Origin of the sequence: Mycobacterium sp., from assembly GCF_035506235.1 — a bacterium.
GTDB lineage: Bacteria > Actinomycetota > Actinomycetes > Mycobacteriales > Mycobacteriaceae > Mycobacterium.
Genome location: NZ_DATJPU010000100.1, coordinates 45,438 through 71,405, shown reverse-complemented (window position 1 = coordinate 71,405; position 25,968 = coordinate 45,438). Strand labels below are relative to the sequence as shown.

The following is a 25,968-nucleotide window of genomic DNA, read 5'->3' as shown; positions in this document are numbered from 1 at the left end:
CGTGGTGGTGCCCGCACCGGATGACGTTGTCTCGTTGGAATCCCTGGTGCGGCACTGCCGTTCGCAAGGGCTGAGCCGCTATAAACATCCCGAGCGCCTGGTGATCGTCGACGCGCTGCCGCGCAACCAATTCGGAAAGGTGATCAAGAAAGACCTTCGCGAGGCCTTCGGGTGACCTCGGCGATCACTCATTCAACACGCTCATGCATAAGGAAACTCGGGATCAGCGTCTTCCGGGCGACGCGGAGCCGATCGACCACACCATCAAGTTCTCGATTCGGGTCATGCCCTTTTCACGGTGCCGAAATGGCCGGTGTGACGCGGCGGCTACAACCCCTTCGGCGCCTCGCGGACAGCCTGTATCGCCGCCGGATCGCCGTCGAACTCGACCCGCGCCTCGCGCCCGACGGAAAACAGCAGCAGCTCCTCGGGTGCGCCGGTCACCACCACCGACGGGCCCCGGCCGGCGGTCAGGATCGTCTTACCCTCCGGGATGCGCAAGGCAACCCGGCCGGGGACCTTCGCCAGCGTCAGCCGGGCCATCAGCGGCAGCGTGCGGCGCAGCGCACGGCACAGCCCCTGTTCGAGCACGCGCGGCTCCCAGCCCGATTGCGCGCGGCGCACGTCCTCGTGGTGGATGAACATTTCGGCGACGTTGGCGACCGGGTCGAGCAGCTTGAACGGTGAGTAGGCGGGCGGACCGGACGCGATTTTGTCCACCAGCTCGTCCCAATCGGTCTGCCCGGCCACCTCGTCCTGCACCTTTGCGGTGTGAGGGGCGAAAAACGGTATCAGGATGCCCGGCGCGGCGTCGGGGCGGTACTCCCGAATCACCAGGTGAGCGGCCAAATCTCGGGTCTTCCAGCCTTCGCACAGGGTGGGCGCATCCGGCCCGACGGCGCGTAGTGTGTCGACCAGGGCGGCACGTTCGCGTTGAGCAACGGTCATGCGTTCAGGGTAGGGCCAGCCCCTGCGCACGGGCCATGCGCATCTCGGTAAATTTGAAACGTCATGCCTAGGACAGGAATGTAGGGAATGCCATGAACGCACGTGTCGAGCAGCTGGAGTTTCAGGCAGAGGCTCGCCAACTGCTGGATCTGATGGTCCACTCGGTCTACTCCAACAAGGATTCGTTTCTGCGGGAGCTGATCTCGAACGCCTCCGACGCGCTGGACAAGCTGCGGCTGGAAGCGTTCCGCAACAAGGACCTCGATGTCGACACCTCCGATCTGCATATCGAGATCGATGTCGACAAGGACGCGCGCACCCTGACCGTTCGCGACAACGGCATCGGGATGACGCGCGACGAGGTGGTGGATCTCATCGGCACGCTGGCCAAGTCCGGCACGGCCGAGCTGCGTCAGCAGCTCAGGGAGGCCAAGAATGCCCAGGACGCGGGGGCCTCCGAGGAACTGATCGGCCAGTTCGGCATCGGCTTCTACTCGAGCTTCATGGTCGCCGACAAGGTTGAGCTGCTGACGCGCAAGGCCGGCGAGAGCGAAGCCACCCGGTGGGAATCGAGCGGCGAGGGCACCTACACCATCGAATCCGTCGAGGACGCCCCCCAGGGCACCGCGGTCACCCTGCACCTCAAGCCCGAAGACGCCGAGGACGAGCTGCACGACTACACCGCGGAGTGGAAGATCAGGAACCTGGTCAAGCGGTACTCCGACTTCATCGCGTGGCCCATCCGGATGGAGGTCGAGAAGCGCACGCCGGCCACCGAGGACGGTGGCGAGGAGACCGTCACCGTCGAGACGGACACCCTCAACTCCATGAAGGCGCTGTGGGCCAGGCCCAAAGACGAGGTCTCCGAGGAGGAGTACAAGGAGTTCTACAAGCACATCGCGCACGCGTGGGACGACCCGCTCGAGGTGATCGCGATGAAGGCCGAGGGCACCTTCGAATACCAGGCCTTGCTGTTCATCCCCTCCCACGCCCCGTTCGACCTGTTCAACCGCGACGCCAAGACCGGCGTCCAGCTGTACGTCAAACGCGTGTTCATCATGGGCGACTGCGACGAGCTGATGCCGGAGTACCTGCGCTTCGTCAAGGGCGTCGTCGACGCGCAGGACTTGTCGCTCAACGTGTCTCGCGAAATTCTGCAGCAGGATCGGCAGATCAAGGCGATCCGGCGCCGGCTGACCAAGAAGGTCCTCTCCACCATCAAGGACCTGCAGTCGGAGCGGCCGGACGACTATCGCACCTTCTGGACCCAGTTCGGCAGGGTCCTCAAGGAGGGCCTGCTGTCGGACTTCGACAACCAGGACGCCCTGCTCCGCGTTGCCTCGTTCGCCTCGACGCACAGCGACGAGGAACCCACCACCCTGGCCGAGTACGTCGAGCGCATGAAGGACGGCCAGCAGCAGATCTTCTACGCCACCGGCGAGACCCGGCAGCAGCTCCTCAAGTCGCCGCACCTCGAGGCCTTCAAGGCCAAGGGGTACGAGGTCCTGCTGCTCACCGATCCCGTCGACGAGGTCTGGGTCGGAACCGTGACCGAGTTCGACGGCAAACCGCTGCAGTCGGTGGCCAAGGGCGAGGTCGACCTCGACTCCGGGAAGGAACACAGCGACGCCGAGCGTGAGGAGCAGCAGAAGGAGTTCGCCGACCTGCTGGCCTGGTTGACGGAGACGTTGAGCGAGCACGTCAAGGAGGTGCGCCTGTCCACCCGCCTGACCGAGTCGCCGGCCTGCCTGATCACCGACGCCTTCGGGATCACGCCGGCGCTCGCCCGCCTCTACCGGGCATCCGGGCAGGACGTTCCGATCGGCAAGCGGATCCTCGAACTCAACCCGAATCATCCGCTCGTCACCGGCCTGCGGGACGCGCACAAGACGGCGGACGACGACGCCGCCCGCACCGTGGCCGCCGAGACCGCCGAGCTGCTCTACGGCACGGCGCTGCTCGCGGAAGGCGGCGCACTCGAGGACCCGGCGCGGTTCGCCGAGCTGCTCGCCGACCGCCTGGCCCGCACGATCTGAGCGCGCCCCCGGCCCGTTATTTAAAGTTCACAAGGGTCACAGCAAACACACACGTGATTGAAAACGCGGCACGAGGGATAATCACATCTCATGGCCACGTTTCGAATTGTCGACCCACATGGCGAGATCGTGGCGACAAAGAAATTTGACAGCGCGGAGGACGCTCACGCGTGGTTCACCGGCTCCATCGGCAGTTCCGAACTGGGCTGGCGTATGGAGGTCGACGACGACGGGCAGTGGGCGTTCTTCGACGACACCGAGGGGTTTACCGCCGTGGCGAGCCGCCGCCCGGCGTCGGTTGCCCGCCCCCGCGCTCCGCATTAGGCGACCGGTCGGCCCGCATCAAAAAGCTTGTTTCCCAAGGCTATTCGGGTCCTCGGAAAGGACGCGGTAAAGCAGTTCCCCGGTATCGAGTAGGTGCCTGCTCACCAGCGATTGCGCGCTCGCCACGTCGCGTCGGCGCACGGCGTCGAGCAGTGCCGCGTGCTCCCGGTCGGACTGTCCCTTGAAGGACGGCAGACCGAACTTGAGCCGCAGGTAGCGTTCGCCGCGCTCGTGCAGCATCGCGATCATTGCGGAAAGCTGTGGGCGCCCGGCGGGCTCGTAGAGGCTCATGTGAAAGGCCTCGTTGCGCGCGACATAAAGCGACGGCTCCGTTTCGGCCGAAGCCGCCTTGCACAGTGTTTCGGCCCGGCACAGCGAGGCCGGCGTGTGGGCCGGTATCGCCAGCCCGATGGCGAGACTCTCGAGCGCGGCGCGGATCTCGTAGACTTCCCGCGCCTCATCGGCCGACAGCGGTGCGACGGTGGCCGATCGCCGACCGCTTCGGGCGGACCAAGGTGCTGGCCGCGACCATCTTCACGTTCGCGATCTTCACCGGGCTTTCGGCCGCGGCGCAAAACGTGTGGGAGCTCGCGACCTTCCGCTTCATCGCGGGCGTCGGTATCGGCGGCGAGTGGGCGCTGGCGGGAACCTATGTGGCCGAGGCGTGGCCCGAGGACCGGCGCAAGATGGGGGCGGGCTATCTGCAGACCGGCTACTACGCCGGATTCTTCCTGGCGGCGGCCCTGAACTACACCATCGGTGTGCAGTTCGGTTGGCGCGCAATGTTTCTGACCGGTGCGGTGCCCGTCGTCGTGGCGATCCTGATCCTCACCCGGGTGCAGGAGACCGAGAAGTGGGAGAAGCTCGAGGCCGACCCCGCGGCACGCGTGAGGCCGTTGCGCGAGATCCTCGGGCGGCGCTACCGGCGCCGCACCTGGGTGGCCTGTGCCCTGCTGACGATTGCGATCGTGGGGCTGTGGGCGGGCGCGGTCTACGAACCGACGGCCGTGATCCAGTTGGCGCAGCACGCGGGCTTCGACAAGGGTGATGCAACCAGGACCGCATCCTGGGCCACGGGCCTGTTGTCCATCGGCACGATCCTGGGGTGTCTGATCGTGCCGGTGCTGTCCGAGCGTATCGGGCGCAGGAAGACGCTCGCGATTTACTTTGCAGGAATGGCGGTTTCGATCGCCGGCAGCTTCGGTTGGGCGTTCTATCTGCCTAACGGGCTGGCGCCGTTCATCGCGTGGCTGTTCGTACTCGGGTTCTTCGGCGGCAACTTCGCCATCTTCAGCCTCTGGTTGCCCGAGCAGTTCGAGACCCGCGTGCGCGCGACGGCGTTCGCGTTCTGCACCTCGTTCGGCCGCTTCGTCGGCGCGGGCGTGAACTTCCTGCTCGGCGCGGCGGTCCTGCACACGCACACGCTGGGATTGCCCGTCGCGCTGACGGCCGTCGCCTTCGTCATCGGACTTTTCGTCATCCCGCTGGCTCCCGAGACCCGGGGTGAGGCGCTGCCGCAATAGCGACGGTCAGCGGCCCAGCTGGACGGCTTTGACTACCAGCAACAGCGCGCCGACGACCAGGTAGCTGCGCAGGGCGATCATTCCGAGCCGGGTGCCGGGGGACCAGGTGACCGGTTCGAGCAGGGTCAGTGGCGGCATCCGCCAGGTGTCGCGGTCGACGGGACGCGCCGGCGGTTTGGCGGCCGGCGGCGCGGGCTGTCGGCGGGCCATCCACCGCAGCGTCGGCACCGCGGCCGCCGCAAGCGCGATCAGCGCCAGCGTCAGGTATCCGGCGACGGCGACGACGTCGATGTGGGGAAACAGCGTGGTGGCCATCAGGATTCCCGACAACAGCAGCAGGGTGCCGACGATCAGGCCGGCGACGCCGTTGAGCCACGGTCGATTGACCCACGGCCCCAACACTTCCCGGTCATTGCACAACAGCAGCAGGAACACGCTGGCGCTGGGCAGGAGCAGGCCGGCGAGAGCCTGCACCGCGGTGGTGATCAGCCCCAGGGGCGCACCGGGGATCAGGACGATGCCCGCGGCCAGCACCACCATCGCCGCGTAGGACACGTAGAACTGCTTGGCGTCGGCGAATCCGCGGTGCAGCGAGTGCTTGAGGCCGAACACGTCGCCGAAGGCGTAGCTGGTGGCCAGCGTGACCGCGGCCGCGCCGATGATCGACGCGTCCATGAGCACGATGGCGAAGATCGCGCCGAGCACGTTGCTCTGCTGGCCGAGCAGGTGGGCGGTCGCACCGGCATCGGTGAAGCCACCCACGGTGTTGGTGGACCGGGCGGCCCATTCGCCGGTCATCACCAGCGCCGCCGCGCCGACGATCACCACGAAAGCCCCGATGACGGTGTCGGCGCGCTCGTAGGCCATGAACCGGGGCGTGATGCGTTTGTCGACAACGTTGGACTGCTGAAAGAACAGCTGCCAGGGCGCCACGGTCGTGCCCACGATGGCGATGATCAGCAGCACCGCATCGGAGCTCACGCCGCCCGAGATGCTTGGCACCACAAACGATTTTGCCGCCTGCGCCCATTGTGGGTGCGACATCAACAGCATCGGGATCTGCAGCAGGGTGACGGCGATGAAGACGAACATGGCCCGCTCCCAGCGACGGAAGCTGCCGCTGGCCATGATGGCGACCAGCGCGACCGCCGCGATCGGCACCGCGACGTATTTGGAGACGCCGATGTAGTCGGCCGCCAGGCTGATGCCGATGAACTCGGTGACGATCGTCAGGAAGTTGAGCAGGAACAGGTCGCCGACGGAAAACCAGCCCCAGCCGCGGCCGAAGCGTTCGTTGATCAACCGGGCGTGCCCCACACCGGTGACCGCGCCCAGGCGGACCACCATCTCCTGGTTGACGATGAGCACCGGGATGAGCAGCAGCAGCACCCACAGCAGCGAGTAGCCGTAGTTCTGGCCGGCCTGGGCGTAGGTGGCTATCCCGCCGGCGTCGTTGTCGCCGACCATCACGATGATGCCGGGACCGACGATGGCCAGCAGCGTCAGCAGCCGCGTCTTCCATGTCCGGGGATGGTCCGCATCGCTGAGTTTGATGCGACCGAACGCGCCCTCGATATCACCCAGGTGCGCGGAGTCGAGCACCGCGCTGGGGGCCGCCACGGGTTGCGAGGTCTTGTCGGCGCTCGAGGTCACGGTGCCTCGCCTCCGGAACCGGGGCCGTGGCCGTCGGCTTGGGTGATTTCGCGGAACGGACGGGGCGCGGGTTCACGCCGGCGCCAGTCCTCGGGGATGGTCTCTTCCAGGACGTCGTCGACGGTCACGATGCCGAGCACGCGGTCCTGCTCGTCGACGACGGGGATGGAGTACAGGTTGAAGTCGGCCATGAGGAGCGCGATGTCGGTCAGGTCCGCGTCGGCGCTGACGCACACGGGATCGGAATCCATCAGTGCCCCAACGCTTTCGCTGGCCTCGGCCTGCAGCAGGGTGATCACCGACACCACACCCTCGAGGCGTTTGCCCTCATCGAGAATGTGCACCTTGACCAACGCCTCCGGCTGGACGGTGCGGGCGGCCCCGATGAGCGCCAGCGCCGAGCCGACGGTGGCGTTGGCGGCGCACGAGACGAAGTCGACGTTCATCAACCCGCCGGCGCTCTCGGGGTTGAACCCCATCAGCGTGATCACCTTGGTGCGCTGCGGGGCGGGCATCAGGTCCAGCACGCGCCGGCGTCGTGACTGGCGCAGGTCGGCGATGGCGTCGGCGGCGTCGTCGGCGCGCATCCGGCCCAGCAGGGCCGCGACCTCGTCGTCGGGCATGCCGTCGAGGAGGCGACTGGCCTTTTCGGGGTCCAGCTCCTCGAACACGTCGGCTTCCAGTTCGGGGTCGTTGTGCACGCGGTCGAGAATCTCGCCGCCTTCGGCCTTGTCCGCTTCCTCGAGAAGATCGGCGATCTCGGCGGCTTTGAACTCGCCGAACCGGTCCGATAGGCGCCGCACGGCATCGGAGCGGGCGTGGCCGATCAGCGGCTCGAACGCCTTCCAATCGCGGGCGGCGTGCCCGCCGGACTGCTTGATCAACCCGAACAGCCGCGGCGGGCGCCGGGTGTCCAGGCGCGCGAGCACCCACCCGGCGCCGGTGTCTTCGAGCTCGACGTCATAGGCGCGCACCAAGTCCACGGCGGCCACATCGATCAGCCGGTGGCCCAACACGTCGGCGCGCAACAGCACCTCGCCGTCACGGCGCTCAAAGCCGCGGAGGTCAACTTTGTTCTTCGTCAGGACGATTCGTCCCGGCGCGAACTCGTCGATGGACTTGCTGCCGACGAACACCCGCCGCCCGCCGACCCCGGCGACGATCCCGGTCACGGGCGGATATTCATCGGCGTCCTGGAGCCGCACGATGACGTCCTCGACGCGGCCCACGGCCTCACCGGAGCGGGCCAGGACCGGCGCGCGCAGCAGCTCCGAGAGATGGATTACCGGCAGCGAGCCGCGGCGCTCGGCGGTCTCCGATGTGCTCACTTGTCCTCCTCAACGCTGTGCGATAGTCGCCCGCAGAATGCCATGCGCGGGTGCGGCTTACAACCAGGTTCGGTGATGGCGCAAGTATGGTGGCTTGACCGGCTCGGCCGCCAGAGCGTACGCCTCCGCCGCGGTGGATGACCACACCCGGCAGGTAAACGTCGGATAGCCATCGCGCATCCGGCGCACCGGCTGCGCGCCGCACCCGGAATGGGCCGCGCTGGGAATCCTCGACGGCCGCGTGATCGGACCTGACGAGACGGCCCGTGGCTCAAGGGAATTCGCTCATGTCGATCCGGCCGGCACGCTAGGGCGGATCGGTTCGCGGGGGATCGGACTGCGGTGCCCCGGCGGCCTGGCTGTGCGCCAGCGCGATCACCGCCGCCACCATGACGGCGGCGGATATCCCGAGTACGACCAGGCCGGCGGTGTTGGTCCTCAGCGTCTCGCCCAACACGGTGACACCGAGCACCGATCCCACCACGGGCTCGGCGACGGTCACCGCGGGCAGCGACGCGGTCAGCGGTCCGGCCCGAAACGCCGACTGCTCCCAGGCCGTCGCGGCGATACCCAGCACCGCCCACGCGTACAACTCTGGGGTGCGCAGCAACGCCGGGATGCCGCGGTCGAGCTGGTCGACCACGCCCTTGGTCAAGACAGAGAACACGCCCCAACAGTGAGCCGGACATCAGCCCGAGCAAGAGCGCGCCGACCGACGCGGAGAACACGCGAGAGCCGATCACGCACAGGATCAGGAATGGGCCCATCACCAGGCCCACGACGGTCCATGTCTCAGGCGATCCCCGCGGGTTCCCGGCCTGCGGGTTGCCGACCGTCACCACGACCGCAACGGCGGCGACGAGCAGCGTGGCCCAAACCGCTTGCCGGCGAGTGATCCTGCGGTGGTTGACCCTCGCACTGATGAGCAACGCGAACAGTAACGAGGTCACCGACAGCGCTTGCACGAGCAACACCGAACCCAGGCCCAGAGCCGCGGCCTGCAGACCGAACCCCGCGGCGGCCACCAGGCTGCCCGCCCACCATCGCCGATCGTGCAGGAGCCGGCGGAACAGCGCGAAGGTGCCGACCGGCTTGTCGGTGACCTGTTGGGCGGATCGCTGTTCGAGGACGTCCCCGATGCCGATCATCAACGCGGCTCCGAGCGCGAGCAGTGCCGCGATGCCCGTCCGGCCCACGAGGACCTCCTTTGTGATCGATCGACGTAGGGACTTGCGACCCTAGACCGTTGGCGGCGTGCGGCGAAAAGTCGGTGCTCGTGACGCGTCGGAGGCTTCTAAATGTGCTTGTGATGCTGGCCGCTATTCTCCTCGGCGCCGTCGTTACGTTGTATCTGCTGTTGCTCGGCTGGGGGATGCTGATGCACGTGAGGCGGATCAGCGATCGGACGCGGCAAGCCACCAAGCGATTGAATCCCTATCTGCGCAGGGTCGCCGGAACCCGGCTCGGGATGCTCTATTTCAACCTCAGCGCCTTGCACCACGTCGGCCGGCGCAGTGGCCGGGCCTACGTGACGCCGCTGAGTGCCTACCCGCTCGGTGATGGCTTCGTGCTCGCGGCGGCATACCCGTACGTTGACTGGCTGGAGAACGTGCTGGCCGCCGGCCACTGCACACTCACGTGGAACGGTAACGAGTATGCGCTGGAACGGCCCGAGGTGATTACCCGCAAGGCGGCGATGAAGGCTTATCCGCTGCTGGTCAGGCCTTTCCTGGCGGGTGCCGCCGGACAGAACGACTTCTTGTGGCTGCATCGCGCCGGAACGCCGAAAAGGCAAACGGCCGCAGGGTGATTGCCATGCGCTCATGAATGGCACCAACGCGCGGATCGGCGGTTTGGCCGCCGAGGCTATGGACCTGCTCATCGACGCGGTGGGACAGATACCACCGGAGAGCTGGCGCCAGCCGTCCAACCTCGAGGGTTGGAGCTTGAGTGACCTGGTCGGTCACGCTACGGGCAGCGCAGCGAAGATCGTGACACTCGTGGAGGACGGCGAGGTCTGGGACGCTCCCTCTCGGCCGGCCGACTGGGTGTGTGACGACCCGGCGGCACGGCTGCGCGAGCTGGACACCCGGCTGCGAGAAGCCCTGCCCGGCACCGATTTTGACGCGACGCGGAAGTCGCCGGAGGGCGAGGTTCCGTTGCACCGGGCGCTGACCTATCCGGTCTCGGACGTGGCGCTGCACAGCTGGGACGTGCATTGCTCACAAGGCCGGCTCATCGAGCTCCCCGCGGACCTGCTGGCGCTGTGCCGTGGGCTGGTGGAGTCGGTGCCGGAGGGCCTGTTGCGGCGCCCCGGCGGCTTCGGGCCGGCGCAGTCTGCACCGGCGGGTTCGACGCCGACGGCCCGGCTCATGGCCTTTCTCGGGCGCTCGGTCGATGGCCGCGGCTGAGTGCGGGCTGTCCTCGATGAGTGCCGTGAACCGATGCGGGGCAACAGCATTACCGAATCCGGCAAGGCGCACCGGAATAAACATCGCCGCTGTCTATTGCATCTTCGCGGGGTTGTCCGAGGTATGGGTAGGCATCACCGGTAACTGGTTGGGATTGCTGTCCAAGCCCCTGAAACCGTCCTTCCGGACTGCCGTCGTCGGGGCCTGCTACGTTGCCGCCGGCATGTCGTTATTGCTGCGGAACAGAACCGGCCGGCTCCTGGGCATCGCCTTCGTCCTGCTTGAGCTGCTTGGGCGCGTTCACCTGGTACGCACCGGGATCTATCCGTCCAGGGGGCCGGACTTCGTGAAGAGTGTCATCGGAGGCGCGATTGCGGTCCTGATCGTCGTGTACCTGGCCTGTCAGTCCCGACAGTCTGATTCCACTCAAAAGGCATAGCGGTGGAATTGCGCGACCTTTCGCAGGGTCGGGACGGCGCGCATCAGTTTTCCGAGGGCCTGGTAGACCCCGTTGTGCAGACGCTTGAACTCAGCGGTTTCAAACACGGAGACCGCTTCCAGCAGTCGAACACCGGGAACCGCCCGGAGAATGTCGCCGGGCTCGTTGACCGCCCAGTGCAGCGTTGATCCCGACCGCCGGACGACAGGGTTGAACTTCTGCACCTTGATGCTGAGCCAGTTGCACACATCGAAGTGCAGTTCGCCGGAGGGGAAGCGCTCGACCACCCGGCGCAGCAATGCGATGCCGTCGTCCTGGGTCAGGTAGTAGGTCAGGCCTTCGGCGATGACGAGCACCGGGCGGTCGGCTGGGATGTCGCTCAACCAAGCCGGATCCGTGACGGAGGCCGCGACCGGGTGATAGTGCTCGCGGGCCGGATATAGCTGCTCCACCAACGCGATGACCTCGGGATAGTCAACGTCGTACCACTCGACACCGGGGCCGGGGTCGATCCGGAACACGCGATCGTCCAGCCCGCACCCAAGATGCAGCACCAGCGCGCGGTCGTGCAGAGCGAGGAATTGACGCGCTGACCTGTCGAAGTAGGTGGTGCGAATCGTGCCTGCGGAGGAATTGCGCGCTGTGACACCGGTCTTACGCCAGTCGTAGTCGATGCGGTTCACCAAGTCCTTGGCAAAGTTGTCACCGAGAAACGGCTCGTCGCGGCCTGCGTCCAATGCCCTTGCGTACAGAGTCGCCAGCATCGTTTCCGGTGCCCCCGTCAAACTGACGCGAATCTTCGCCGCCTCAGGCACAAGCGCCAGGCTATCAGCCACCTTGGACGACTGCTGCGATAGTAGCTTGCGCACCAACCCTTTTAACGCGCTGTTGCGTCGTGGTGTCACATCCGCCACAACAGTCTCCGCATCCGAGGGCACACATTTTCGTCCACCTCAGCGCGACAACGTGCGGCCGTCGCGCTGCATCACCGGATTTGTCGCGCCGAGGTGGACAACAGAAGCACCACTCCCCGAGCCGAGGCCGATGCGGCGGAGGTGAAAACTCAGCTGTTGCGCCTGATTTTGAGCGCGGTGGTGATCATCGGAATCTGTAGCGGCAGCCGGGCCAGCGCGGCGATGCGCATCGGCCAGGGCTTGCCCCACCACAACCGGCACATGTTGACGTTGGCCGGGAACACGGCGACGAACAGCAGGGCGGCCGCCAGCGCGGCCTGCCGCCGGGTGCGTCGGGGCACCAGCAACGCGCCGGTGACTATCTCGGCGAGTCCCGATGCGTAGGTGTAGAGCCGCGCGTCGCCCGGCAACTCTGCGGGAACGATCGTGTCGAACGGTTCGGGCGACAGGAAGTGGACGGTGCCGATGCCCATCAGCATCGCCGCAACTCGATATGCGGATGTCCTGGTCGTGTCGAGCTCAACGAGGGTGGTCATGGGGCTCATTGTGTCCTGCGCGAGGCCGTCGCGGGACCCCACCGGTGAACTTAGCGCGTTACTATTGCTCATACAGTATTTGATACGATTCGCGGCGTCTGGCCGCCCACCGTGATGAGGTTGAAAACATGGCTACACCCGTGATCGTCGGAGCCACCAGGACGGCGATCGGCCGCTCCTTCAAGGGCACGCTGGTCAACACGCCGCCCGAGACGCTGATCACCACGGTGCTTCCCGAGGTGGTGCGCAGGTCGGGCGTCGACCCGTCGGCGATCGATGACATCATCTTCGCCGAATCCCATTACGGCGGAGGCGATTTGGCGCGGTATGCGGCCGCCGCGACGGGCCTGGAGGATATCCCCGGGCAGGCGGTGAACCGGCACTGCGCGGGTAGCCTCACCGCCATCGGCAACGCCGCGGCGCAGATCGGCTCCGGGATGGAGCGCGTGCTCATCGCCGGCGGCGTGCAGTCGCTGTCGATGACCCCATTGATGAATCAGCGGATTCCCGGCCCCGAGCTGAAGTTCGAGGAGCGGTGGCTGCCGCCCACCCACGTCGAGACCCCGGACGCGCCGACCAAGGACATGTCGATCACCGTCGGATGGAACACCGCGCAGGCGGTCGGCATCACCCGCGAGGAGATGGACGCCTGGGCCGCCCGGTCGCATCAGCGCGCCATCGCGGCGATGGATGCGGGGAAGTTCCTCGACGAGATCGTCCCGCTCAAGATCACCCAGGCCGACGGTTCGGTCACCGAGTTCTCCCTCGACGAGCATCCCCGCCGGGACACCACCGTCGAGAAGCTCGCGGCGCTCAAAGTGCTGCACCCCGAGATCGAGGGGTTCTCGATCACGGCGGGCAACAGCAGCGGCACCAACGACGCCGCCGCCGCGGTCGCGCTCGTCGACCGCGACTACGCCCTCGCCGAGAAGCTCAACGTGATGGGCACGGTCAAGGCGTGGGCCGCGGTGGGCGTGGCGCCCCGGGACACCGGCCTCGGTGCCGTCAAGGTGATCGGCAAGGCGCTCCAGCGGGCCGGGCTTTCGGTCGGCGACGTGGCGCTGTGGGAGATCAACGAGGCGTTCGCCTCAGTGCCGATCGCGGCCTGCCGGGCGTACGGCATCGACGAGGAGAAGGTGAATTTCTCCGGCAGCGGGTGCAGCCTCGGCCACCCCATCGCGGCCTCGGGCGCACGCATGGTCACCACCCTGACCTATGAGCTGGCCCGCCGGGGCGGCGGCATCGGCGTGGCGGCGATGTGCGCGGGCGGCGGCCAGGGCGGGGCCGTCGTCATCCAGGTCTGACCACCCGGCTAATTGCAGAACGTATAGCCGATGAATTGCGTGTCGGGAGTATTGGCGGGCGAATAGTTGGCGTAATGCACGGCCGGCATTCCGTTGTACTGAGTGTTCATTTTCTGCGCGGTCGGTGGCGGGGTCGCCTTGGGGAAGGCCAACACCAGGTCGGCGAAGATCTTCAGACCGGCCTGGCAGATCGCGTCGGGCCGGGGGGGCTGCGCATTCCACGCGTGTACGACGACGGGGTCGGTGAGCTGATACCCGGCGGCACAGTTCGGGTCGCAGATCTTGAAGACGGCGGTGCCGGTCCCGTCGGCGCCCTGTGGCCCCCAGGAGGTCCACGACATGTCTTGCAGCGCAACGGCTACGCTCGCGCACCCCAGCACGTTGAGCTTCTTCGGACGCTCGACCGGCGGGACCGACGGGTTGTAGCAGCCCGGGATGGCGAAGTACGTCGGCGAGGAAGGTGGGGTCGTGGGCTGCGGCGAGGCGCGCTGGTGGCCGCCGATCAGCTTCAGCGCGCCGAAGACGAGCGCGCCGATCAGCAGCACACCCACGACGGCGCCGACCATCCCCAGATGTCCCCCCGGAAACCGCAACCGGTTCGATGATGAGACGTTGCCCCCGCTCACGTTCACCAGGTTATGGCAGAAACGTCGGGCCCGGGGGCCGTCTGCGGCAAGAATTATGGCGCGGGTAAAGTTGGTCAACACTACCAACTTATTCAAGTTTCTGAACCGATCTGTGGAGTTGCGGATGAACGATGATCACGCGCTGGCCGCGCGGCTGGCCACCGAGGCGGGGCGGCTGTTGCTCGCGGTTCGGGAGGAGTTCGCCGGCGCCGACGCCGTCGAGCGGAAAGCGGTGGGGGACAAGCGATCCCACGTCTTCCTGATGGAGGCGCTGGCCGGTGCGCGACCCGACGACGCGGTGTTGTCCGAGGAGGGCGCCGACGACCCGGTGCGATTGCGTTCGGAGCGGGTGTGGATCGTCGATCCGCTCGACGGGACCCGGGAATTCTCCGAGCTCGGCCGCGACGACTGGGCGGTGCACGTCGCGCTCTGGCAGGCCGGTGAGCTCGTGGCCGGTGCCGTGGCGCTGCCGGCGCAGGCCGTCACGCTGGCGACGCCACACGTCGACGCGCCTCCGGCCGCGCCCGAACAGCCGCGCATCGTCGTCTCCCGCACCCGGCCACCCGCTATCGCGCTCACCGTTCGCGACGCGCTGGGCGGCATCCTGGTGGAAATGGGTTCTGCCGGAGCCAAAGTAGCGTCGATCGTTCAGGGGTTGTCCGACGTGTACGTGCACGCCGGCGGCCAGTTCGAATGGGACTCGGCGGCTCCGGTCGCGGTGGCCCGGGCCGCCGGACTGCACACCTCGCGCATCGACGGATCGGCGTTGACCTACAACCAGCCGGACCCCAAACTGCCCGATCTTTTGGTGTGCCGACCCGAACTCGCCGAGGCGGTCCTCGCGGTTACGTCGGCGCCCAGCGTCGGGTGATTGCTCGACCTTAGCTGCGCGGGCGGCGCCGGCGTCCCTTGGCCTCCTCGGTCCACTCCTTCTCGACCCGCCCGATCTCGAGCGACAGCAGCATGAGAGTCGGGTTGTCGCAATGGACTTCGTGCGCGGTGCGGAATTTGGCCGCTTCGCCGGTGGTCGGCAGGTACGGCCGCAAGCCTTCGAACCACTCGTCACCGACGACGTTGGGCGGATCGCCGTTGCGGGGGCCGCAGGCCCAGTACTGGTAGGCGTCGCGCGCATTCGCCAAGCCGCTGCGCCAGCGCTGGATAGCGTCACAACGCTGTGAGTGCAGGTGCATCTTCATCTGATGCTTGCTCTTGCTGCCTTCCACCATCCCGGGAAGCAAGTTGTCGGCGGCCGACCTCGCGACGCCCGCTATGCCCATGGCCGATGCACCCACGACCGTACCGACGAGGCCCATCGTCACCATGTCCATGCGCCGATCGTTCCATCCGGGCGTGTGTGGCGACAGGGAAAACCCGCGTTCAGTACACTACCGTAGTGATCGCTACAGAACGAGATCCGGCTGAATGCGGTCAGTGACGGAAGGAGCAGCGATGTCGCGGATCGATACCCACCACCACGCCATCCCGTCGTTCTATCGAGACCTGTTGCGACAGGCGGGGATCGACAAGGCGGGCGGTCGCGAGTTGCCGCAGTGGAGCCCGGAGGGATCGCTGCAGACGATGGCCGAACTGAACGTCGCCACCGCGATCCTGTCCGTGTCGACGCCGGGCACCGCGTTCGTGCCGGGCGCAACCGATGCCGCAGTGCTCGCGCGCGACATCAACGACTACCTCGCCGAACTGGCCCGGGCCCAACCCGACCGGTTCGGCTTCTTCGCGACCGTACCGTTGCCGCACCGGCGCGAGTCCGTCGACGAGGTCGCCAGATCGCTCGACGAACTGAGCGCGGACGGCGTTGTGCTGCTTGCCAACAACGCGGGAACCTACCTCGGTCAGCCCGGCCAGGATGACCTGTTCGCCGCCCTGGACGCGCGGTCTGCGGTGGTGTTCGTCCATCCCGGCGAGCTGCCGGGCCCCGCGGTGGACGGTGTCGCGCCGTTCGCCGCCGACTTCCTGCTCGACACCACCCGCGCGGCCTATCTGCTGGTCCGCAACGGTGTCCGGCGCAAGTACCCGAACATCAAGTTCATCCTCAGCCACGCCGGCGGGTTCGTGCCCTACGCCTCGCACCGCATGGCGGTCGCCATCATGGGCGACACCGGACGCGCCCTGACCGACAGCCTGGATGACTTCGCGGGCTTCTACTTCGACACCGCGTTGTCGTCGAGCTCCGCGGCGCTGCCGACCCTGCTCGCCTTCGCCAGGCCCGGGCACGTCACCTTCGGCTCCGACTGGCCCTTCGCGCCCGTTGCGGCCGGCAAGCTGTTCGCCGCCGGCCTGGAAACCTACCGCGGGCTGGACACCGGCGCCCGGACGGCGATCGAGCGCACCAACGCGCTGACGCTGTTCCCTCGCCTGGGGGCGGCGCCCCCGCCGGATGCCGGCTCGGCGCTCGACCAGGTACGCCACGCCGCCAGCAGGGCGGTGATGCGCGGCGTCTCGCGACTGATCAGCACCCGGTAAGGGGTTCAGCGCAGGGCCTGCTGCCAGGACAGGACGCGGTCGGCCAGTTCCGGTCCGGCGTCTTCCTGGATGAAGTGGCTGGCGTTGATGCGCGCGTGCGGCTGGCCCGCCGCGCCGGGGACGTGCCTGATCAGGGGGCGGTCCGCTCGCCCGAAGATGGGGTCGCGCCCGCCGAAGATGGCCAGGAAGGGCTTCTCCCAGCGGCTCAGGGCCTTCCACGTCGCCCTGTTGGCCGGGATCGCGGGATCATACGGTGACGTCGGCACCAGCTGAGGGAACGCGCGGGCCCCGGCCTGGTAGGTCTTGTCCGGAAAGGGGGCGTCGTAGCCGGCCCGGACCTTGGGCGGCACCCGGCGGACGGTTCCGACGGCGACGATGCGACCGGCGGGGAGCACGGGGGAGTAGCGGGCGAAGGCCCGCCAGACGTAGAAGGCCGGAGGCATGGGCCGCTCCGCGGTGGGCAGGAAGCCGTTCGCCACCACCAGCCGCGCGATCCGGTCGCCCTGTTCGGCGGCGATGCGCAGACCGATGAGCGAACCCCAGTCCTGCATGAACAGCGTGACGTCCTTGAGGTTGAGGCGCTCGAACCAGGCGGTTACCCACTCGACGTGCCGCTGGTAGGTGTAATCCTCGATCCGGCTGGGCTTGTCGGAGCGGCCGAAGCCGATCAGGTCGGGCGCCAGGACGCGGTTCCCGGCGTCGGCCAGCGGCGGAATCATCGTGCGGTACAGGTAGCTCCACGTGGGCTCGCCGTGCAGCAACACGATCGGCGGCCCATCGGCCGGTCCCTCATCGAGGAAGTGCATGCGCAGCGGCCGGGTGTCGCTCGCGGCCACGTCGAGGTAATTCGCTACGAACGGATAGCCCTCCAGGTTTTCGAATCGGGAGTCTGGGGTTCGCAGCACATCCATACTCGGCTCCTCCGGGGTGAGACCTTTGCAAGCCTCTCGCGGCGAGGCGATTTCGTCCAGTAGTAGATTCATTGAGACGCTGACCGGCAACCACTAAACTGCCCACCATCATGACCATCCGGCGCGCGGTCCTGCTCATCGCCGACATCGGCGGATACACCCACTACATGCACTGGAACCGCACCCATCTCGCGCATGCGCAGCAGACGGTGGCCGGACTGCTGGAGTCCGTCATCGACGCCGGCAAAGGTCTGAAACTGGCCAAGCTGGAGGGTGACGCCGCGTTCTTCTGGGAGCCGGACGGCAACGCCAAAGTGCTGGTGTGCGACCGGCTGTCACGGATGCGCCAATCGTTTCTTGCGCGGCGTGAGCGATTCAAGCGCGACATCGCCTGCGAGTGCGCGAGCTGTTCGCAGCTGGACAACCTGTCGCTGAAGTTCGTGGTCCACGTGGGCGAGGTGGCGGAGCAACGGGTGAAGCGGCACGTCGAACTCGCCGGTGTCGACGTCATCCTGGTCCACCGGATGCTGAAAAACTCGGTGCCCGTGCTCGAGTACGTGCTGATGACCGATCCGGTCGCCGCGTGCCTCGACGACCCGATGCGTGGGCTGTGCAAGCCGCTGGTGCACCACTTCGAGGGCATCGGGGACACGTCGACGCACTACATCGACCTCACCACGTCGGAGGTGCCGGCTGTTCTGCCGGCGCCGCCCGCGCGCGGCTTCTTCGGCCGGTTCGGGGCGACGGCGAAGTTCGAGTTCAGCTCGCTGCCGTTCCTGTTGGGCATCAAGAAACCCGCGGAAGGGTTCCGCAACCTGGACCGCGCCGAGGACATCCCCGCGTAGCTACCGCGCCTTTTCGAGCGCTTGGCCCATGCGCGATAGGGCCTCGCCGAGAATGGCTTTGGAGGTGGCGAAGTTCAACCGCACATGCCCGGCGCCGCCGGTTCCGAAGACGTGTCCGGAGCTGAGCGCGACGCGGGCGTGGTCGAGGAACCAGCGCGCCGGCCCGGCCAGATCGGCGACCACGGCCAGCCCATCGGCGGGCTCCTCGGTAAAGCCGAGTTCTCGGCAATCGAGCCAGGCGAGGTAAGTGCCTTGCGGCCATTGATATTTCACACCTGGGAGATATTCGGCGACCAGATCGCCAAGCAATGTCCGGTTCGCGTCCAGGCCGTCCAGCAGTGCGCCGAGCCAGTCGCCGCCGCTGCGGAACGCTTCCGCATGGGCGATGACGCCGAAGTGGCTCGGACCGTGGCTGACCTCCTCCGGCATCCGGCGAAGGTCGGCGGCCGCCTCGGGACCTGCGATGGCCAGGGCCGCCTTCAGGCCGGAGAGGTTCCACGCCTTCGAGGCAGACGTCACGGCCAGGCCGTTCTCCGCGCCCGGCACGGTCAGGTAGGGAACGAATCGCGATCCCGGCAAGATCACCGGCGCGTGGATCTCATCCGACACCACCCGGACATCGAAGCGGCGGGCAAGCTCGGCAACCCGGCGCAGTTCTTCGACCGTGTGCACCGACCCGGTCGGGTTGTGCGGGTTGCACAACAGGTACGCCACCCTGCGGCCCGAAGCGCCGGCACGCGCGAACGCCTCCTCCAAGGAGGCCAAGTCGATTCGGCCGTCGGTGCCCAGCGGCGCCTCGATCACCCGCCGGCCGTCGTGTGCGACGAACGCGTAGAACGGGGCGTAGACCGGTGAGTTGACGACGACCGCGTCACCGCGGTCGGTGACCAGCCGAAGCATTTCGACGACGCCGAGCATGACGTCGGGCACGATCGCGGTGCGGCCGACCTCCAGGTCGTGCCATTGCCAACGCTGCGAGGCGAATTCACTGACCGCTTCGGCAAGCGCGGTGCCGCAAGGGTATCCGGTGTCGCCGATGTCGATGGCCCGGCGCAGCGCGGCGGCCACCGTCGGCGCCAGGTTGACGTCCATCTCCGCGACCCAGAGCGGCAACACGTCCTGCGGATGCGCGCGCCACTTCATGCTGGTGCGCAGCCGCAGTTGGGGCAACGTGAGTTCCTCCAGCGGGTTAAACGTCACCCCGGCAGACTAGGTGCCAAACGCGTGCTTTGGAATCGTCAGCGGCAGGTCGACCGAACTCAGCAGTCCCGGTTCTGCGGCAACGACATACGGCACGGCATTCACGACGCGCATCGCGGTGGCGACCATCGCGCCCGCGCCGGAGGTCATGCCCGCGACTCCGGCCTTGCGGGGATCCTTCAGCGTGGCCGCCATGGTGCAGTCGATGTCGGGGTCGCCCGTGATCGTGATGCGGTAGGACAGGTCGCCGATCCCGGTCGGCCAGTCCGGGGCGACGTCGTGCGCGAGGCGGGTGACGTGCTCGATGACGATGGCTCCGCGGCCGTCGACCACCCCGATCGCCCGCATGCGCAGCGCGCCGCACGTCCCCGCCTCGACGGTGCCCATCGCGACCTCCAGCGTCCGGTTGGTGACGGCCCGGTCGAAACCCTCGCGAACCTCCTGGACTTCGACGCCCAGCGCGTCGGCGACCAGGCGGATCTGCCCCTGCCATTCGCCGGCGATCGCACCCGGGAAGCCGATCCAGGGCTGGTATTCGAGCGGCCGGCCGAACCCCAACGCGTCGCTCATGATGTCGGGAACCCCGTAGTCGTCGTACAGGCCGATCTCGAACGAGTGGATCTTTTCGATCGACGACGACTGGGTGGTCAGGACCAGGGGCAGGTAGTCGGCGGCGAAGCCCGGCTCGATCCCTGACGCGTACAGCGACACCTGGCCCCGCTTCGCCGCGGCGACAAGTTGGTCGCGCCATTCGGCGGGTTCGTAGGCGTGCGGGTTGACCAGACGGGTGGTGCTGGTCGTGACGACGTTGATGCCCGCCTCGAGCAGCCTGACGTAGTCCGGGACGGCCAGCGCATCACGTTCCGGGCCGCTGGCCGCGTAGATCACGCAATCGGGCCGCAGCGCAATCAACGCATCCGCGTCATTGGTGGCAGCCAGGCCGATGGGCTCGCCGTTGGCGAGCTGGCCGGCGTCCTTGCCGTTCTTTTCCGGCGAGTGCACCCACACACCGACCAATTCCAGATTGGGGCGATGCTGAATGGTGCGGATCGCGATCGACCCGATACCGCCCGTCGCCCACACCACCACGCGATGAGCCGTCATCTCGTTCCTCCTCAGGTGCGGACACGATGAAAGCCGAGGCGGCCGTTGCCCTTACGTCGCAAGCTAACAGCCGCGGGTCCACGCGGTCAATGGTTTAAGAAAGCACGCACTATCTTAACGAACAAATTTTAGGTTATGGTGCTGTGAGTGTTCACGCTCAGGTTCGACATGCGAGGTCCGGGCCGAGCCGCGCCGGCCGCCGACCTCTACGCCGCGGCGATCGACATGTGCGCGTGGGCGGAAACCCGGGGCGCTGTTTTGGTGGTTCTCTCCGAGCATCACGGGGCCGACGACGGTCACCTGCCCGCGCCTCTCATGCTGGCCTCGGCGATCGCGGCCAGGACCCACACGTTGGCGATCCTTCTTGCCGCGGTGCCGATTCCGTTGTGGGATCCCGTCCGGCTGGCCGAAGAGATGAGCGTCCTCGACCTGATCAGCCGGGGACGGGTGTCCTACGTGTTCGGTGTCGGGCATCGAAGCGAGGAATACGAGCACTTCGGCATCGCCATGGCCACCCGCGGCCGGGTGGCCGATGAGATCCTCGACGTGCTGGGCCCGCTGGTGCGCGGCGAGGCCGTCGAATACCGGGGGCGCACGGTCCGGGTCACGCCGCCGAGCGGCTCGTCCGACGGGCCGATGATGCTGATTGCCGGCGGCAGCAAGGCCGCGGCCCGGCGTGCCGGCCGCTTCGGCCTCGGGTTCGTCTCCCAGACCGATCTGGCGGGCCTCAAGGAGTTCTACGAAGAACAGTGCCGCGCCCACGGACACGAGTTCGGAATGATCCAGTTTCCCGTCCGAGGCGCTGCCACAGCGGTTTTCGTCGCTGACGACGTCGATGGGGCCTGGGATGCGCTGGGGCCGTATCTATTGCACGACGCGGTGATGGCGGCGTCGTACCGGCCCCACGACGACTCGGTGGCCAGCATCACCCGCGCTGACAGCGTGGCCGAACTTCGCGCGGAGAACGGCCCCTACCGCATCCTCACGCCTGAGGAGGCAACCGAGTTCGTGCGCGGCGGGCGGCCCCTCCCGCTGCACCCGCTGTGCGGCGGCGTGCCGCCCCACGTGGCGTGGCCCTACCTCGAGCGCGCCGCGGCCGCCGCCGCCCGGGCCCACGCGTAAGGAGAGTGCTTGTGACACGAGTCGTTGTATGGTCCACCGGCGGAGTCGGATCGATCGCGATCGATGCCATCCGCCGCCGACCGGATCTGGAACTCGTTGGCGTATGGGTTCATTCGCCCGACAAGGTCGGCAAGGACGCGGGCGAGCTGGCGGGCATCGAGCCGTTGGGCGTGAGGGCTACCCACGACGCCGACGCGCTGATCGCGCTGGCCCCCGACGCCGTGGTGTACGCCGCGAGCGGTCCGGACCGCGACGGCGCCGCCGTGCCGGACTACCTGCGGCTGCTGGGGGCGGGCATCAACGTCGTGTCGACATCGTCGACGAGCCTGGTGTATCCGCCCTCGTATTTCGCCCCGGACTGGCGCGACCAACTCGAGACGGCGGCCAAGTCCGGCGGGGCCTCGTTCTACGTCTCGGGCATCTTTCCCGGCTTCGCGTCCGATCAGCTGGCGTTGCTCATGACGACGCAGTCGAAGAACATCCGCACCATCACGGCCAGCGAGGTCGCCCTCAACGACCACTACCCGGTGGCCGACGTGATGATGGACGGGATGGGCTTCGGCCGCCCACCGGATTTCTCTCCCATGCTATCCACACCCGGCTTCATCGAAATGGCTTGGAAGGCACCGATATACCTGATAGCCAGCGGGCTGGATGTGGAGGTGGAGCGGATCAACGGCTCCCTCGACCGGGAGGTTACCGATCGCGACATCGAGGTGGCATTCGGCACCATCCAGGCGGGCACCTGCGGCGCGGTGCGCACCCGGGCCGCGGGGGTGGTCAACGGCCGCGAGGCGATCGTGATCGAGCACATCATCCGGATGGCCCGCGACGTCGCCTCCGACTGGCCGACTTCGGAGTGCGACGCGACCTATCGCGTCGACATCGAAGGCGATCCGGATGTTCACTGCGTATTGACGCTCGGGGAGGCCGAGGGCCACGGCGCGGGGCGCGCCGCCATGACAGCGACGGCCATGCGGGTGGTCAATGCGATCCCGTACGTGGTCGACGCGGCGCCCGGCCTGCTCAGCTCGCTGGACATCCCGACGACTTTGCCGCGCCACGTCTTTGCCTAGGCGTTGACGCAGCTCTTGGAGGCCACGTAGCGTACGGGCAACAAATCTTAGGTTGTCTAGGAGCTGGGTGTGTTCACACTGCGCTTCGACATGCGCGCCCCGTCGTGGGGGGCGCCGAAAGTGGCGCTGTACGGCGCCGTACCCGAAATGTGTGCCTGGGCCGAGGATCATGACGGGCTGGCCGCGGTGTTCTGCGAGCATCACGGGTCCGAGGACGGCTACCTGCCGTCCCCACTTTTGTTGGCGTCGGCCGTGGCCGCGAGAACGCGGCGCCTGGCGCTGAGCCTGATCCTGATTCTCCCGTTCTACGACCCCGTGCGCCTCGCCGAGGACATGGCGGTCCTCGACATCATCAGCAACGGGCGGGCGTCGTACATCCTGGCCCTGGGGTATCGGCCCGAGGAGTTCGAGCACTTCGGCGTGGCACTGAAGGGTCGCGGGCGGCTCGCGGACGAGAAGCTCGAGCTGCTGCGCTCGCTGCTTTCGGACGAAACGGTCAGCCGAGACGGACGACGGATCATGGTGACGCCGCGCCCGCACACCGCCGGCGGCCCCGGTTTGATGTGGGGCGGCGGCACCGTGGCGGCGGCCCGCCGGGCCGGCAGGTATGGCCTGGGCATGTTGGGCAACGCCAACGCACCCGGCATGCAGGAGGCATACGAGGAGGCCTGCCGCGAGCAGGGTCATACGCCTGGCCCGACGATGTTTCCCGGCCGCGACACCCCCTCAGTCGTTTTCGTCGCCGATGACGTGGACCAGGCTTGGCAAGAGCTTGGCGAGCATCTGTTGCATGACGTGCGCACCTATGCGGAGTGGAATCCCGGGGACGAGACGACGGCTGGCTTCTCGCACGTGCAGACCGTCGACGAGCTGCGTGCCGCGCCAGCGTCGCACGTCATTATCTCTGTCCCGGAGGCGATCTCGCGGGTCCGCGCCGGCCAGATACTCAACCTTTCGCCGCTGTGCGGCGGACTTCCGCCGGAGGTCGCGTGGCCGTACCTCAAGCGCGTGGGCGACGTCGTGCTGCCCGAGGCGCTCTCGGAGCGAAAGGCGGCGCTGTGAGCGGAGCAAGCACCGCCCAGGTGTATTACGACCCGTTCGATTTCGACATCGACGACGATCCGTACCCGGTCTGGAAGAGGCTGCGCGACGAGGCACCGCTCTACCACAACGACAAGTACAACTTCTACGCGCTGAGCCGCTACGACGACGTTTCCCGCGAACTGATGAATTTCGACGTGTTCCGATCGGGTCGCGGCACCACCATGGACATCATCATGAGCGGTATCGAGTTGCCGCCCGGTGTCATCCTTTTCGAGGACCCGCCGATCCACGACGTTCATCGCCACGTGCTGTCAAAAGTTTTCACGCCGCGGCGGATGGAGGCCATCGAGCCGCTCACCCGGGCGTTCTGCGTGCGCGCGCTGGACCCGCTCGTCGGCACGGGCAGGTTCGACTTCGTCGAGAACCTCGGCGCGATGGTCCCGATGCGCACGATCGGCTACTTGCTGGGCATCCCCGAGGACGATCAGGTAGCGATCCGGGACAAGGGTGGCAGCCAGCTCACCCTGAAAAAGGGCACGTTCCGGGCGGTTCCACAAGACTTCCTGGAGCACAGCCACGAGATGTTCGCGAACTACATCGATTGGCGCGTGGACCACCCCTCCGACGACCTGATGACGCAGTTGATCAACGCCGAGGTCGAGGACGCCGACGGGACTCGGCGGCTGGCCCGGTCCGAGGTCCTGCTGTACACCAGCATGATCGCCGGCGCGGGCAACGAAACGACCACGCGACTCATCGGTTTCATCGGCCAACTGTTGGCCGAGCACCCCAATCAGCGCCGGCAGATCGCGGCCGACCCGTCGCTGATTCCCATGGCCATCGAGGAGGTCTTACGCTACGAAGCGCCCTCCCCGGTACAGGCGCGCTACGTCGCCCGTGACGTCGAATGCCATGGCACGAGGGTCGCCGAGGGGTCGATCATGTTGCTGATCAACGGATCCGCCAACCGGGACGAACGCCGGATTCCCGACGCGGAGACGTTCGACATCCATCGCGGCGCCACGCATCTGAGCTTCGGCCACGGGCTGCACTTCTGCATGGGGTCGGCGTTGGCGCGCATGCAGGCGCGGGTCGCGCTCGAGGAAGTCATCAAGCGCTGGCCGGATTGGGAAGTCGACTACGCCAACGCGACCAAGGCGCACACGTCCAGCGTGCGGGGCTGGTCCAAGCTGCCCGTCTTCACCGGCTGAGTTCTCGCCTGCCTAAGGGGGTTGGTTCGGCACGCCCGGGAACAACTGGCCCGTCGGCCCCGAAGTTACCCAGCCGCCCAGCTTCGTCACGAGGTGGGGCGCGAAAACTGCTCCGTAGAGCACATTTCCGAAGACGACGATCGCGACAACGGACAGGACCGACGCTCCAATGCGACTCGACGACCTCTTCTCGGCCCACGCCTCCAACACATTTCGTCCTTGCGAATCGGTCCGGCCCAGCAGGTAGGTGAACACCATCATTTGTATGCCCATCGCGAGGGAGTCATACAGCGGGTATTGGTGAATGGTTCCCTCACGTATCGCAAGCCCGGGGATCACGCGGCCGTAATAAAAGACGCCGAGTTTGGCTCCCAGGAACCCGTTGAAGAGAAGCGCCCAGCAAAACCCGACGACGAGGCCGACAGTCAACAGTGTTATCGCTCTGCGCCACTGGAGTTTCGCGCTCAGCCATCTCCCCAGCGCCGCGCCGGTCACCGCCGGAAACACGAAGTAGGAGATGTAGCCGATGGGAACGAACGAGGGCAGCCCACCCCACGTCACGTTGAGCGGCCACCATGACGGCATTCGCGGAATAGCGGGCGGGAACTGGGCGTACATCGCCCAGTCATAGGGCGCCTCGATCCAAGAGAACGAGATCGCCGAGATGCAGAGGAGCAGCAGTGGGTGCAGCCGGCGTCGGCGCACGCTCAGGTAAACACCGATTGCGGTGAATGTGATGCCACCGACGAGGGCGAAGCCACTGGCCGCCTGCATCAAGGGCGTCATCCCGGCGCTCATCGGTCGCCCTTGTCGAAGCGCAGCACCAAGCCGAAGATCAGGGCGATCAGCCCGAACAGCGTGCCAAGCATGATGACTGCGCCCACGTCCGCGCCCTTCCCATAACGGGTCGATTCATGAAGATAGTGCATGCT

26 protein-coding genes and 2 pseudogenes are annotated in these 25,968 nt (G+C 67.1%); 15 read left to right on the top strand and 13 right to left on the bottom strand.

Translation table 11 applies throughout. The annotated features are described in order from the left end of the window. Positions 1 to 175 (top strand): annotated as a pseudogene (locus VMD50_RS09605) (class I adenylate-forming enzyme family protein); the annotation flags it as partial. 152 nt (positions 176 to 327) lie between these two features. Here the strand turns inward: VMD50_RS09605 and VMD50_RS09600 are convergent. Next, positions 328 to 948: a TIGR03085 family metal-binding protein gene (locus tag VMD50_RS09600; protein ID WP_325427162.1), complete on the bottom strand. Its 621-nt coding sequence runs from the start codon at positions 946 to 948 to the stop codon at positions 328 to 330. Between the two features lie 92 nt (positions 949 to 1,040). Here VMD50_RS09600 and htpG point away from each other — a divergent pair, with 92 nt between their 5' ends. Together htpG and VMD50_RS09590 are read left to right on the top strand one after the other, a co-directional pair. After that, complete coding sequence (gene htpG, locus VMD50_RS09595) at positions 1,041 to 2,984, top strand: molecular chaperone HtpG (protein WP_325427160.1); 1,944 nt, start codon at positions 1,041 to 1,043, stop codon at positions 2,982 to 2,984. Positions 2,985 to 3,074: 90 nt separating this feature from the next. Next, entirely contained in the window at positions 3,075 to 3,308 is a 234-nt protein-coding gene (locus VMD50_RS09590) for a hypothetical protein (RefSeq protein ID WP_325427158.1), read from the top strand. Positions 3,309 to 3,326: 18 nt separating this feature from the next. On the opposite strand, the gene VMD50_RS09585 is transcribed toward VMD50_RS09590, so the two are convergent. After that, entirely contained in the window at positions 3,327 to 3,746 is a 420-nt protein-coding gene (locus VMD50_RS09585; RefSeq protein WP_325427172.1) for a GntR family transcriptional regulator, read from the bottom strand. 35 nt (positions 3,747 to 3,781) lie between these two features. On the opposite strand from VMD50_RS09585, the gene VMD50_RS09580 reads away from it, so the two are divergent. Further along, positions 3,782 to 4,831 carry an MFS transporter gene (locus tag VMD50_RS09580; protein WP_325427156.1) on the top strand — a complete coding sequence of 350 codons (1,050 nt, stop codon included), beginning with the start codon at positions 3,782 to 3,784 and terminating at the stop codon, positions 4,829 to 4,831. A 6-nt stretch (positions 4,832 to 4,837) separates the two neighbouring features. Here the strand turns inward: VMD50_RS09580 and VMD50_RS09575 are convergent, their stop codons facing one another. The 3 genes and pseudogenes from VMD50_RS09575 to VMD50_RS09565 all read right to left on the bottom strand — a co-directional run bounded on the left by VMD50_RS09575 (position 4,838) and on the right by VMD50_RS09565 (position 9,008). Next, positions 4,838 to 6,484, bottom strand: a complete 1,647-nt coding sequence (locus VMD50_RS09575) for an Nramp family divalent metal transporter (RefSeq protein ID WP_325427154.1) — start codon at positions 6,482 to 6,484, stop codon at positions 4,838 to 4,840. Further along, complete coding sequence (locus tag VMD50_RS09570; RefSeq protein WP_325427152.1) at positions 6,481 to 7,812, bottom strand: magnesium transporter MgtE N-terminal domain-containing protein; 1,332 nt, start codon at positions 7,810 to 7,812, stop codon at positions 6,481 to 6,483. Before VMD50_RS09570 ends, VMD50_RS09575 begins: the two co-directional genes overlap by 4 nt. 307 nt (positions 7,813 to 8,119) lie before the next feature. Then, positions 8,120 to 9,008 (bottom strand): annotated as a pseudogene (locus tag VMD50_RS09565) (DMT family transporter). A 104-nt stretch (positions 9,009 to 9,112) separates the two neighbouring features. Between VMD50_RS09565 and VMD50_RS09560 the strand changes: the two are divergent. Genes VMD50_RS09560 through VMD50_RS09550 form a run of 3 tightly spaced genes read left to right on the top strand, consistent with a single transcriptional unit; the run spans position 9,113 to position 10,662 of the window. After that, positions 9,113 to 9,622: a PNPOx family protein gene (locus VMD50_RS09560; protein WP_325427150.1), complete on the top strand. Its 510-nt coding sequence runs from the start codon at positions 9,113 to 9,115 to the stop codon at positions 9,620 to 9,622. 13 nt (positions 9,623 to 9,635) lie between these two features. Further along, a complete protein-coding gene (locus VMD50_RS09555; RefSeq protein ID WP_325427148.1) occupies positions 9,636 to 10,223 on the top strand; it encodes a TIGR03086 family metal-binding protein in 588 nt (195 codons plus the stop codon). A 16-nt stretch (positions 10,224 to 10,239) separates the two neighbouring features. Further along, the gene (locus VMD50_RS09550) at positions 10,240 to 10,662 is read left to right on the top strand and encodes a hypothetical protein (protein WP_325427146.1); all 423 of its coding nucleotides are present in this window, start codon (positions 10,240 to 10,242) and stop codon (positions 10,660 to 10,662) included. Here VMD50_RS09550 and VMD50_RS09545 read toward each other — a convergent pair. Both VMD50_RS09545 and VMD50_RS09540 read right to left on the bottom strand, forming a co-directional pair. Then, positions 10,650 to 11,459: a class I SAM-dependent methyltransferase gene (locus VMD50_RS09545; RefSeq protein WP_325427170.1), complete on the bottom strand. Its 810-nt coding sequence runs from the start codon at positions 11,457 to 11,459 to the stop codon at positions 10,650 to 10,652. The two genes, VMD50_RS09550 and VMD50_RS09545, sit on opposite strands and share 13 nt — an antisense overlap. Positions 11,460 to 11,725: 266 nt before the next feature. After that, positions 11,726 to 12,112 carry a DoxX family protein gene (locus VMD50_RS09540; RefSeq protein WP_325427145.1) on the bottom strand — a complete coding sequence of 129 codons (387 nt, stop codon included), beginning with the start codon at positions 12,110 to 12,112 and terminating at the stop codon, positions 11,726 to 11,728. Positions 12,113 to 12,240: 128 nt separating this feature from the next. Here VMD50_RS09540 and VMD50_RS09535 point away from each other — a divergent pair, with 128 nt between their 5' ends. Further along, the gene (locus tag VMD50_RS09535) at positions 12,241 to 13,416 is read left to right on the top strand and encodes a thiolase family protein (RefSeq protein WP_325427143.1); all 1,176 of its coding nucleotides are present in this window, start codon (positions 12,241 to 12,243) and stop codon (positions 13,414 to 13,416) included. A gap of 8 nt (positions 13,417 to 13,424) precedes the next feature. On the opposite strand, the gene VMD50_RS09530 is transcribed toward VMD50_RS09535, so the two are convergent. Then, positions 13,425 to 13,982: a hypothetical protein gene (locus tag VMD50_RS09530; RefSeq protein WP_325427168.1), complete on the bottom strand. Its 558-nt coding sequence runs from the start codon at positions 13,980 to 13,982 to the stop codon at positions 13,425 to 13,427. 184 nt (positions 13,983 to 14,166) lie between these two features. Here VMD50_RS09530 and VMD50_RS09525 point away from each other — a divergent pair, with 184 nt between their 5' ends. Then, positions 14,167 to 14,913 (top strand): 3'(2'),5'-bisphosphate nucleotidase CysQ, encoded by a 747-nt coding sequence (locus VMD50_RS09525; protein WP_325427141.1) that lies wholly within the window; start codon positions 14,167 to 14,169, stop codon positions 14,911 to 14,913. Positions 14,914 to 14,923: 10 nt separating this feature from the next. Here VMD50_RS09525 and VMD50_RS09520 read toward each other — a convergent pair whose 3' ends face one another. Continuing rightward, positions 14,924 to 15,370, bottom strand: coding sequence for a hypothetical protein (locus VMD50_RS09520; RefSeq protein WP_325427139.1), 447 nt, complete (start codon positions 15,368 to 15,370; stop codon positions 14,924 to 14,926). Positions 15,371 to 15,491: 121 nt separating this feature from the next. Here VMD50_RS09520 and VMD50_RS09515 point away from each other — a divergent pair, with 121 nt between their 5' ends. After that, a complete protein-coding gene (locus VMD50_RS09515) occupies positions 15,492 to 16,523 on the top strand; it encodes an amidohydrolase family protein (protein ID WP_325427137.1) in 1,032 nt (343 codons plus the stop codon). 5 nt (positions 16,524 to 16,528) lie between these two features. Here VMD50_RS09515 and VMD50_RS09510 read toward each other — a convergent pair whose 3' ends face one another. Continuing rightward, complete coding sequence (locus VMD50_RS09510; protein ID WP_325427135.1) at positions 16,529 to 17,434, bottom strand: haloalkane dehalogenase; 906 nt, start codon at positions 17,432 to 17,434, stop codon at positions 16,529 to 16,531. A gap of 110 nt (positions 17,435 to 17,544) precedes the next feature. On the opposite strand from VMD50_RS09510, the gene VMD50_RS09505 reads away from it, so the two are divergent. Then, the gene (locus VMD50_RS09505) at positions 17,545 to 18,279 is read left to right on the top strand and encodes a DUF2652 domain-containing protein (RefSeq protein WP_325427134.1); all 735 of its coding nucleotides are present in this window, start codon (positions 17,545 to 17,547) and stop codon (positions 18,277 to 18,279) included. Here the strand turns inward: VMD50_RS09505 and VMD50_RS09500 are convergent, their stop codons facing one another. After that, positions 18,280 to 19,479, bottom strand: a complete 1,200-nt coding sequence (locus VMD50_RS09500) for a MalY/PatB family protein (protein WP_325427132.1) — start codon at positions 19,477 to 19,479, stop codon at positions 18,280 to 18,282. A 9-nt stretch (positions 19,480 to 19,488) separates the two neighbouring features. Continuing rightward, a complete protein-coding gene (locus VMD50_RS09495; RefSeq protein WP_325427130.1) occupies positions 19,489 to 20,583 on the bottom strand; it encodes an NAD(P)H-dependent amine dehydrogenase family protein in 1,095 nt (364 codons plus the stop codon). Positions 20,584 to 20,730: 147 nt separating this feature from the next. Between VMD50_RS09495 and VMD50_RS09490 the strand changes: the two genes are divergently transcribed. From VMD50_RS09490 to VMD50_RS09475, 4 genes are all read left to right on the top strand, one after another. Beyond that, positions 20,731 to 21,705 carry an LLM class flavin-dependent oxidoreductase gene (locus VMD50_RS09490; protein WP_325427128.1) on the top strand — a complete coding sequence of 325 codons (975 nt, stop codon included), beginning with the start codon at positions 20,731 to 20,733 and terminating at the stop codon, positions 21,703 to 21,705. A gap of 11 nt (positions 21,706 to 21,716) precedes the next feature. After that, positions 21,717 to 22,781, top strand: coding sequence for an NAD(P)H-dependent amine dehydrogenase family protein (locus VMD50_RS09485; protein WP_325427126.1), 1,065 nt, complete (start codon positions 21,717 to 21,719; stop codon positions 22,779 to 22,781). Between the two features lie 69 nt (positions 22,782 to 22,850). Then, positions 22,851 to 23,843, top strand: coding sequence for an LLM class flavin-dependent oxidoreductase (locus VMD50_RS09480; protein WP_325427124.1), 993 nt, complete (start codon positions 22,851 to 22,853; stop codon positions 23,841 to 23,843). Next, the gene (locus VMD50_RS09475) at positions 23,840 to 25,036 is read left to right on the top strand and encodes a cytochrome P450 (RefSeq protein ID WP_325427122.1); all 1,197 of its coding nucleotides are present in this window, start codon (positions 23,840 to 23,842) and stop codon (positions 25,034 to 25,036) included. Before VMD50_RS09480 ends, VMD50_RS09475 begins: the two co-directional genes overlap by 4 nt. 12 nt (positions 25,037 to 25,048) lie before the next feature. Here VMD50_RS09475 and VMD50_RS09470 read toward each other — a convergent pair whose 3' ends face one another. Beyond that, positions 25,049 to 25,834, bottom strand: coding sequence for a spirocyclase AveC family protein (locus VMD50_RS09470; RefSeq protein WP_325427120.1), 786 nt, complete (start codon positions 25,832 to 25,834; stop codon positions 25,049 to 25,051). Positions 25,835 to 25,968 lie beyond the last annotated feature (134 nt).

Coding starts and splice junctions, on each gene's coding strand:
- VMD50_RS09535 (WP_325427143.1), top strand. CDS start 12,241: ATGGCTACACCCGTGATCGTCGGAGCCACCAGGACGGCGATCGGCCGC.
- VMD50_RS09520 (WP_325427139.1), bottom strand. CDS start 15,370: ATGGACATGGTGACGATGGGCCTCGTCGGTACGGTCGTGGGTGCATCG.
- VMD50_RS09555 (WP_325427148.1), top strand. CDS start 9,636: ATGAATGGCACCAACGCGCGGATCGGCGGTTTGGCCGCCGAGGCTATG.
- VMD50_RS09525 (WP_325427141.1), top strand. CDS start 14,167: ATGAACGATGATCACGCGCTGGCCGCGCGGCTGGCCACCGAGGCGGGG.
- VMD50_RS09590 (WP_325427158.1), top strand. CDS start 3,075: ATGGCCACGTTTCGAATTGTCGACCCACATGGCGAGATCGTGGCGACA.
- VMD50_RS09470 (WP_325427120.1), bottom strand. CDS start 25,834: ATGAGCGCCGGGATGACGCCCTTGATGCAGGCGGCCAGTGGCTTCGCC.
- VMD50_RS09515 (WP_325427137.1), top strand. CDS start 15,492: ATGTCGCGGATCGATACCCACCACCACGCCATCCCGTCGTTCTATCGA.
- VMD50_RS09550 (WP_325427146.1), top strand. CDS start 10,240: ATGAGTGCCGTGAACCGATGCGGGGCAACAGCATTACCGAATCCGGCA.
- VMD50_RS09495 (WP_325427130.1), bottom strand. CDS start 20,583: ATGACGGCTCATCGCGTGGTGGTGTGGGCGACGGGCGGTATCGGGTCG.
- VMD50_RS09530 (WP_325427168.1), bottom strand. CDS start 13,982: ATGGTCGGCGCCGTCGTGGGTGTGCTGCTGATCGGCGCGCTCGTCTTC.
- htpG (WP_325427160.1), top strand. CDS start 1,041: ATGAACGCACGTGTCGAGCAGCTGGAGTTTCAGGCAGAGGCTCGCCAA.
- VMD50_RS09540 (WP_325427145.1), bottom strand. CDS start 12,112: ATGACCACCCTCGTTGAGCTCGACACGACCAGGACATCCGCATATCGA.
- VMD50_RS09505 (WP_325427134.1), top strand. CDS start 17,545: ATGACCATCCGGCGCGCGGTCCTGCTCATCGCCGACATCGGCGGATAC.
- VMD50_RS09510 (WP_325427135.1), bottom strand. CDS start 17,434: ATGGATGTGCTGCGAACCCCAGACTCCCGATTCGAAAACCTGGAGGGC.
- VMD50_RS09600 (WP_325427162.1), bottom strand. CDS start 948: ATGACCGTTGCTCAACGCGAACGTGCCGCCCTGGTCGACACACTACGC.